This is a genomic window from Pseudomonas sp. CM27, assembly GCF_013179515.1.
Taxonomy (GTDB): Bacteria; Pseudomonadota; Gammaproteobacteria; order Pseudomonadales; family Pseudomonadaceae; genus Aquipseudomonas.
On the sequence record NZ_JABMCN010000261.1, the window covers coordinates 1 to 8356 of the forward strand.

Annotated in this window: 9 protein-coding genes and 1 pseudogene; 6 read left to right on the top strand and 4 right to left on the bottom strand. The window is 63.2% G+C overall.

Features of this window, described 5'->3' with window-relative positions; translation table 11 throughout:
- The coding region (locus HP547_RS30020; RefSeq protein WP_372242924.1) for a UPF0758 domain-containing protein at positions 1 to 166 on the bottom strand (166 nt) is incomplete at its 3' end.
- Between the two features lie 128 nt (positions 167 to 294).
- Here HP547_RS30020 and coaBC point away from each other — a divergent pair.
- From coaBC to argB, 4 genes and pseudogenes are all read left to right on the top strand, one after another.
- On the top strand, positions 295 to 1506 hold the full coding sequence (gene coaBC, locus HP547_RS24640) for a bifunctional phosphopantothenoylcysteine decarboxylase/phosphopantothenate--cysteine ligase CoaBC (protein ID WP_172287977.1): 1212 nt from the start codon (positions 295 to 297) through the stop codon (positions 1504 to 1506).
- Positions 1507 to 1511: 5 nt separating this feature from the next.
- Positions 1512 to 1967: a dUTP diphosphatase gene (gene dut, locus HP547_RS24645; RefSeq protein ID WP_172223130.1), complete on the top strand. Its 456-nt coding sequence runs from the start codon at positions 1512 to 1514 to the stop codon at positions 1965 to 1967.
- A gap of 145 nt (positions 1968 to 2112) precedes the next feature.
- A pseudogene (locus HP547_RS24650) lies at positions 2113 to 3480 on the top strand (phosphomannomutase/phosphoglucomutase); the annotation flags it as partial.
- Positions 3481 to 3510: 30 nt separating this feature from the next.
- Positions 3511 to 4416: an acetylglutamate kinase gene (argB, locus tag HP547_RS24655; RefSeq protein ID WP_172287983.1), complete on the top strand. Its 906-nt coding sequence runs from the start codon at positions 3511 to 3513 to the stop codon at positions 4414 to 4416.
- 175 nt (positions 4417 to 4591) lie between these two features.
- Here the strand turns inward: argB and pyrE are convergent, their stop codons facing one another.
- Entirely contained in the window at positions 4592 to 5233 is a 642-nt protein-coding gene (pyrE, locus tag HP547_RS24660) for an orotate phosphoribosyltransferase (protein WP_003253405.1), read from the bottom strand.
- A gap of 80 nt (positions 5234 to 5313) precedes the next feature.
- On the opposite strand from pyrE, the gene HP547_RS24665 reads away from it, so the two are divergent.
- Positions 5314 to 6093, top strand: a complete 780-nt coding sequence (locus HP547_RS24665; protein ID WP_172229251.1) for an exodeoxyribonuclease III — start codon at positions 5314 to 5316, stop codon at positions 6091 to 6093.
- Positions 6094 to 6226: 133 nt separating this feature from the next.
- Here HP547_RS24665 and HP547_RS24670 read toward each other — a convergent pair whose 3' ends face one another.
- Positions 6227 to 6595 carry a DUF4870 domain-containing protein gene (locus tag HP547_RS24670; RefSeq protein ID WP_172229253.1) on the bottom strand — a complete coding sequence of 123 codons (369 nt, stop codon included), beginning with the start codon at positions 6593 to 6595 and terminating at the stop codon, positions 6227 to 6229.
- Between the two features lie 23 nt (positions 6596 to 6618).
- Positions 6619 to 7341: a ribonuclease PH gene (rph, locus tag HP547_RS24675; protein ID WP_172229255.1), complete on the bottom strand. Its 723-nt coding sequence runs from the start codon at positions 7339 to 7341 to the stop codon at positions 6619 to 6621.
- A gap of 229 nt (positions 7342 to 7570) precedes the next feature.
- Here rph and HP547_RS24680 point away from each other — a divergent pair.
- A partial coding sequence (locus HP547_RS24680) for a YicC/YloC family endoribonuclease (RefSeq protein ID WP_172287986.1) occupies positions 7571 to 8356 on the top strand: 786 nt, incomplete at its 3' end.

Below are 8356 nucleotides of genomic sequence, written 5' to 3' on the forward strand. Positions count from 1 at the left end.
CACCAAAGCGCACCAGCAGCCCCCGCGCGAGGTCCAGCACGTTACGCCCGGCTACTCCCGAGCCCAGCAGCACCGCCAGCAACTCTGCATCCGACAGCACGGCAGCCCCTCGCTGCAACAACTTCTCCCTCGGCCGCTCTTCAGCCGGCCAGTCCCTGATATTCATCCCGCCCCTCTGCCCATGCTGCGGCCCGTTTCGGCCCTGTGTTAATCTATTTCGCCTCGTACATGCGACGTTCTGCCGCAGGCATTTTCAAACGTCGCCGCCCGCTCTCACTGGAAAAAGGCAAGCCTATGCAGCGGCTGTATCGCAAGCGCATCGTTCTCGGCGTGGGGGGCGGCATTGCCGCCTACAAAAGCGCCGAACTGATTCGCCGTCTCCTCGAGCACGGCGCGCAAGTGCGCGTCGTCATGACCCGTGGGGGTGCCGAGTTCATCACCCCGCTGACCCTGCAGGCGCTCTCGGGCCACCCGGTGCACATGGATCTGCTCGACCCTGCCGCCGAAGCGGCCATGGGCCATATCGAACTGGCCAAGTGGGCCGACCTGGTGCTGATCGCCCCGGCTACCGCCGACCTGATGGCGCGCATGGCCCAGGGCATGGCCGACGACTTGCTGACCACGCTGGTGCTGGCCACCGATGCTACCGTCGCCGTGGCCCCGGCCATGAACCAGGCCATGTGGCGCGACCCGGCCACCCAGGCCAACCTCGAGCTGCTCAAGAGCCGTGGCATCCAGGTGTTCGGCCCGGCCTCCGGCAGCCAGGCCTGTGGCGACGTGGGCCTGGGCCGCATGCTTGAGGCCACCGACCTGGCCTGGTGCGCCGCAGAAAGCTTCAAGCGCCAGGCACTCACCGGCAAGCACGTGCTGATTACCGCCGGCCCGACCCAGGAAAACATCGACCCGGTGCGCTACATCACCAATCATAGCTCCGGCAAGATGGGCTTCGCCCTGGCCGAAGCGGCTGCCGAAGCCGGGGCTCGGGTAACTCTCGTCACGGGCCCTGTGCACCTGCCAACCCCCGACCGGGTCAGCCGCATCGACGTGGTCAGCGCGCGGGACATGCTCTCGGCCTGCGAGGCGGCCATGCCGTGCGACCTGTTCATCGCCTCGGCTGCGGTTGCGGACTACCGCCCTGAAGTCGTTGCCACACAAAAACTGAAGAAAGATCCTACGACCGGCGACGGCATGCTGCTGCAGATGGTGCGCAATCCCGATATCCTTGCCACCATTGCTGGCCGTGCCGACCGCCCGTTCAGCGTCGGCTTTGCCGCCGAAACCGAACACCTGCTCGATTACGCCACGCGCAAGCTCAAGGACAAGAACCTCGACCTGATCGTCGCCAACGATGTGGCCAACCCCAGCATCGGCTTCAACAGCGAAGAAAACGCCTTGACCGTGATCGACCGCCAGCAGCACCAAACCCTCTTCGCGCAGACCAGCAAAGGCAAGATCGCCCGGCAACTGGTCGCCTTCATCGCCGAACGGCTCAATCAGGTTCAATAAGTTACATGCACGCTCTTCAAGCCAAGATCCTCGACCCACGCCTGGGTACCGACTTCCCTCTGCCGACGTACGCCACCCCCGGCTCCGCCGGCCTGGACCTGCGCGCCCTGCTCAAGGAGGACACCGTTCTCGAGCCGGGCCAGACCTTGTTGATCCCTACCGGGCTGTCGATCTACATCGGCGACCCGGGCCTGGCGGCGATGATCCTGCCGCGCTCGGGCCTTGGCCATAAGCACGGCATCGTGCTGGGCAACCTGGTCGGCCTGATCGACTCGGACTACCAGGGCGAGCTGATGGTGTCGTGCTGGAACCGCGGCAACACCCCGTTCACCATCGCCGTTGGCGAGCGCATCGCCCAGCTGGTACTGGTCCCGGTGGTGCAGGCGCACTTCGACATCGTCCAAGCCTTTGACGAGAGCCAGCGTGGCGCTGGCGGCTTCGGTCACTCCGGCAGCCACTGAGCCGACAACAGACCGTTCAGGCCACGGATGGCGAACTCTCTGGCAAAACCACCGTCCAAGCGTTCAGTTTGCGCCTGCCCAGAAAGCCTTTGACTAATGGAGTTTTCCAGAGATGAACGACATGGCCCACCTGGTCCCCGCCGCATTGCCAGACAGCATTTTCCGCGCGTATGACATCCGCGGCGTGGTCGGCAAGACCCTTCACGCCGAAACCGCCTACTGGATCGGCCGCGCCATCGGCGCGCAAAGCCTGGCCCAGGGCGAACCGCAGGTTTCGGTTGGCCGCGATGGCCGCCTCTCCGGCCCGATGCTGGTGGAACAGTTGATCAAGGGCCTGGTCGACGCCGGTTGCCAGGTCAGCGACGTTGGCCTGGTCCCCACCCCAGCCTTGTACTATGCCGCCAACGTGCTGGCCGGCAAGTCCGGGGTGATGCTGACCGGTAGCCACAACCCTTCGGACTACAACGGCTTCAAGATCGTCATTGCCGGCGACACACTGGCCAACGAACAGATCCAGGCCCTGCTGACCCGCCTGAAAACCAACGACCTGACCCTGGCCGCAGGCCGCGTGGAAAAGGTCGAGATCCTTGAGCGCTACTTCCAGCAGATCGTCGGCGACGTGAAGCTGGCGAAGAAGCTCAAGGTGGTGGTCGACTGCGGCAACGGCGCTGCCGGGGTGATTGCACCGCAGCTGATCGAAGCCCTGAGCTGCGAAGTGATTCCGTTGTTCTGCGAAGTCGACGGCAACTTCCCCAACCACCACCCGGACCCCGGCAAGCCGGAAAACCTCGAAGACCTGATCGCCAAGGTCAAGGAAACCGGCGCCGATATCGGCCTGGCCTTCGACGGCGACGGCGACCGCGTCGGCGTGGTGACCAACACCGGCAGCATCGTCTATCCCGACCGCCTGCTGATGCTGTTTGCCCAGGACGTGCTGGCACGTAACCCCGGCGCCGAGATCATCTTCGACGTCAAATGCACCCGTCGCCTGACCCCGCTGATCGAGCAGCATGGCGGCCGCGCGCTGATGTGGAAGACCGGCCACTCGCTGATCAAGAAGAAGATGAAGCAGACCGGTTCGCTGCTGGCCGGCGAGATGAGCGGTCACATCTTCATCAAGGAACGCTGGTACGGTTTTGACGATGGCATCTACAGCGCCGCGCGTCTGCTGGAGATCCTCAGCAAGGCTGGCCAGAGCGCCGAAGACCTGTTCGCCGCCTTCCCGAACGATATTTCCACGCCGGAAATCAATATTGATGTGACCGACGAGGGTAAATTCAGCATCATTGATGCACTGCAACGCGACGCTGACTGGGGCGAAGCCAGCCTGACCACCATCGATGGTGTGCGGGTCGACTACACCCACGGCTGGGGCCTGGTTCGCGCCTCCAACACCACCCCGGTGCTGGTGCTGCGCTTCGAGGCCGACAGCGACGCCGAGTTGCAACGTATCAAGGATGTTTTCCGTACCCAGTTGCTGCGGGTTGAGCCTGAGCTGCAACTGCCGTTCTGACCGACTATCTGTTCCATACAGGAGCCCTGCATGACCCTCGATCGCGATGCCGCTGCCCATGTAGCCGAGGTTTTGTCCGAAGCACTGCCCTATATTCGCCGCTTTGTCGGCAAGACCCTGGTGATCAAGTACGGCGGCAACGCGATGGAAAGCGAGGAGCTCAAGACCGGCTTCGCCCGCGACATCGTGCTGATGAAGGCAGTGGGCATCAACCCGGTGGTGGTCCACGGTGGTGGCCCGCAGATCGGTGACCTGCTCAAGCGTCTGTCGATCGAAAGCCACTTCATCGATGGCATGCGCGTCACCGATTCGGCGACCATGGACGTGGTCGAGATGGTGCTGGGTGGCCAGGTCAACAAGGACATCGTCAACCTGATCAACCGCCACGGCGGCAGCGCCATCGGCCTGACCGGCAAGGACGCAGAGCTGATCCGTGCCCGCAAGCTGACCGTCAGCCGCCAGACCCCCGAGATGACCACCCCGGAAATCATCGACATCGGCCATGTAGGCGAAGTGGTCAGCGTGAACACCGACCTGCTGAACATGCTGGTGAAGGGCGACTTCATCCCGGTGATCGCACCAATTGGCGTAGGTGCCAACGGTGAGTCGTACAACATCAACGCCGACCTGGTCGCAGGCAAGGTGGCCGAGGCGCTGAAGGCCGAGAAACTGATGCTGCTGACCAACATCGCCGGCCTGATGGACAAGCAGGGCCAGGTACTGACCGGCCTGACCACCGAGCAGGTCAACGAGCTGATCGCCGACGGCACTATCTACGGCGGCATGCTGCCGAAGATCAAATGCGCGCTGGATGCGGTGCAGGGCGGCGTCAACAGCTCGCACATCATCGACGGCCGCGTGCCGAATGCTGTGCTGCTGGAGATCTTCACCGACAGCGGCGTGGGCACCCTGATTACCAACTGCAAGCCGCGCTGACTGGCTAGCTTTCACCGGCCCTGTCGCCGGCAAGCCAGCTCCCACAGAACCCCCACAAACCTTGAAACCTGTGGGGCACTTGTGGGAGCTGGCTTGCCGGCGATGAGGCCGGAACAGGCGGCATAAAAAAGGCGACCTTCACAAGAAGGTCGCCTTTTTCATTGCCAGGCCAGGATCAGATCCCGTACTGCGCCCGGTAGGCCTCGACAGCCGGCAGGTGCTGCTTCAGCTGCGGGTCATCGGCCAGGAACTCCAGCACCTGGGTCAGCGAGACGATGCTGACCACAGGGATGCCGAAGTCGCGTTCCACTTCCTGGATGGCCGACAGCTCGCCATTGCCACGCTCTTCGCGGTTCAGCGCGATCAGCACGCCGGCGGCCTTGGCCTGCTGGGCGTTGATGATCTGCATGACTTCGCGGATAGCGGTTCCGGCAGTGATCACGTCGTCGATGATAAGCACGTCACCCGCCAGCGGCGCGCCAACCAGGCTGCCACCTTCGCCGTGGTCCTTGGCTTCCTTGCGGTTGAAGCACCATGGCACATCGAGCTGATGCTGATCGGCAAGGGCCACGGCGGTAGTCGCCGCCAGCGGAATGCCCTTGTAGGCCGGGCCGAACAGCACATCGAAGGGGATCTTGCTGTCGACGATGGCGGCGGCGTAGCAACGCCCCAGTTCGGCCAATGCGGAACCGGTGTTGAACAGGCCGGCATTGAAGAAATACGGGCTGGTACGCCCCGATTTCAGGGTGAATTCACCGAAGCGCAGTACACCGCGATCGATGGCAAAACGGATAAAGTCGCGCTGATACGGCTGCATGAATAGTCCCGGACACCACGGATTTAGCTAAATGGGTTGAGCTCGGGTATCATACACGCACGAGATTTTTGGGGCCATTTATGCGGATCATCAGTGTGAACGTTAATGGCATTCAGGCTGCGGCCGAGCGTGGTTTGCTCAGCTGGCTACAAGCCCAGAATGCCGACGTCATCTGCCTTCAGGATACCCGCGCCTCGGCCTTTGAACTCGACGACCCAGCTTTCCAGCTCGATGGCTATTTCCTTTATGCCTGCGACGCGGAGGTGCCCGCCCAAGGTGGTGTGGCGCTTTATTCGCGCATGCAGCCCAAGGCAGTCATCACCGGCCTGGGCTTCGAGACAGCCGACCGCTACGGGCGTTACCTGCAAGCAGATTTCGACAAAGTCAGTATTGCCACCCTGCTGTTGCCTTCGGGCATGAACGGCGACGAAGACTTGAACCAGAAATTCAAGTTGATGGACGACTTTGCCAAGTACCTGGACAAGCAGCGTCGCAAGCGCCGCGAGTACATCTACTGCGGCTCGTTCTACGTGGCGCAGCAGAAGCTCGACATCAAGAACTGGCGTGACAGCCAGCAGTCGCCGGGCTTCCTGGCACCGGAACGCGCCTGGATGGATGCGATCACCGGTGAGATGGGTTATGTCGATGCCTTGCGCGAAGTCAGCCGTGAAGGCGACCAGTACAGCTGGTGGCCGGACAACGAACAGGCCGAGATGCTCAACCTGGGCTACCGGTTCGACTACCAGATCCTCACCCCGGGCCTGCGCCGCTTCGTGCGTAACGCCCGCCTGCCGCGTCAGCCGCGCTTCTCGCAACATGCGCCGCTGATTGTGGATTATGACTGGACGTTGACCATCTAAAAAGCCGATTGGGGCTGCTTTGCAGCCCATCGCCGGCAAGCCAGCTCCCACAGGGTCACCACAGACTTCAAAACCTGTGCTGCACCTGTGGGAGCTGGCTTGCCGGCGATGGGCTGCGAAGCGGCCCCAATTGCTATTTGATCGGCCGCCAGATCATCGGGTAGCGATACGGCTTGCCTTCATTGGCCCGCACCGCCGCAATGATGATCAGGATCAGCACCGCCACCGTCAGCATGGCGAACAGCACCAGCCCGATGAACACGAACATCAGCAAAAAGCAGATGAACCCGGCAACCGTCACGCTGATCTGAAAGTTCAGCGCCTCTTTGCCCTGGGCGTCGATGAAAGGATCTTGCTCGCGCTTCAGGTGCCACAGCACCAGCGGGCCCAGCAAGTGCCCGAGCGGCACCACCAGGCCCAGCAGCGCGGAGAGGTGGCAGAACATCGCCCACTGCCGGATTTCGGCATTGGGCGGGGTGATCGACAGGTTCGAATCGCTCATGCCCCGCACCTCCCTGGCTGGGTTCAGTCGGCCAATGCCGCCTGCTGCAGCTCGAAGATTTCGTTCATGCCCTTCTGCGCCAGGGCAAGCATGGCATTGAAGTCTTCAGGCTGGAACGGCGCACCTTCGGCAGTGCCCTGCACTTCGATGAAGCCGCCGGCGCTGGTCATGACCACGTTCAGGTCGGTCTCGGCAGCGGAGTCTTCGGGGTAGTCCAGGTCGAGCACGGCTTCACCCTGGTACATGCCCACCGACACGGCGGCAATCATGTGCTTGAGCGGGTTGCCGCCCTTCAGGCCGCCACGTTTCTTGATCACTGCCAGCGCGTCGCACAGGGCGACCATGGCGCCGGTGATGGAGGCGGTACGGGTGCCGCCATCAGCCTGGATCACGTCGCAGTCGACGTACAAGGTGATGTCACCGAGCTTGCTCATGTCCAGCGCGGCACGCAGCGAGCGACCAATGAGACGCTGGATTTCCAGGGTGCGGCCACCCTGTTTGCCACGGCTGGCTTCACGCTGGTTACGCTCGCCAGTGGAGCGCGGGAGCATGCCGTATTCGGCGGTCAGCCAGCCTTGGCCCTGGCCTTTGAGGAAGCGCGGCACGCCGTTTTCCACACTGACCGTGCAGATGACCTTGGTGTCACCGAACTCGACCAGTACCGACCCTTCGGCGTGCTTGGTGTAGTTGCGGGTGATGCGGATCGAGCGGAGCTGATCGGCGGCGCGACCACTTGGACGTTTCATCTGGGATACCTGTACTGGGACTTTGAATCTGCCGAGCATTATAGAGCCCGCAGCCCGGGGAAGACATGCCTATCGTCGCTGCTGACACAGCCCGTCGCCTTTTCCTGCTGCTGCACGCCCCCCCTCTGTAACATAGGCAGATTGGGCGCCAAGGCCGCACTGCGCTACAATCCTGCGCCTTGCAGCCGAGAGGCTGCCACCGTTCATTCATCTACGCGAGGTACTCCCCATGGTGCACAGCATGACCGCTTTTGCTCGTGTCGAGCGCGCCGGCAGCCAAGGCACCCTGGTCTGGGAGCTGCGTTCGGTCAACCACCGTTACCTTGAGCCGCACCTGCGCCTGCCCGAGGCCCTGCGCGACCTTGAAGGCAGCGTACGTGAAGGCCTGCGCCAAGGCCTGTCGCGGGGCAAGGTGGAGTGCACCCTGCGCCTCAACGAAGACAGTAACGGCAAGCCGTTGAAGGTAGACCGCGAGCGCGCCGCGCAACTGGTCGCGGCTGCCGAGGAAGTGGCCGGCCTGATCAAGCAGCCGGCACCGCTGAACCCGCTGGAAGTGTTGTCGTGGCCGGGGGTGCTGGTGGCCGACGCCAGCGACCCGCAAGCGCTGAACGCCGAAGCCATGGCGCTGTTCGACGATGCGCTGGCCGAGCTCAAGGCCGGGCGTCAGCGTGAAGGCCAGGAACTGGCCCGCCTGATCAACGAACGGCTGGACAACATGGCCAGCGAAGTCAGCACCCTGCGCGCCCTGGTGCCGCAGATGCTGGCGGCGCAGCGGCAGAAGATCCTCGACCGCTTCGGCGACATGCAGGCCGAGCTGGACCCACAGCGCCTGGAGCAGGAGATGGTGCTGCTGGCGCAGAAAAGCGACGTCGCCGAGGAACTCGACCGCCTCAGCACCCACGTCACCGAAGTACGCCGGGTGCTCAAGGGTGGCGGTGCTGCCGGCCGGCGCCTGGACTTCCTGATGCAGGAACTCAACCGCGAGGCCAACACCCTTGGTTCCAAGGCCTTCGAC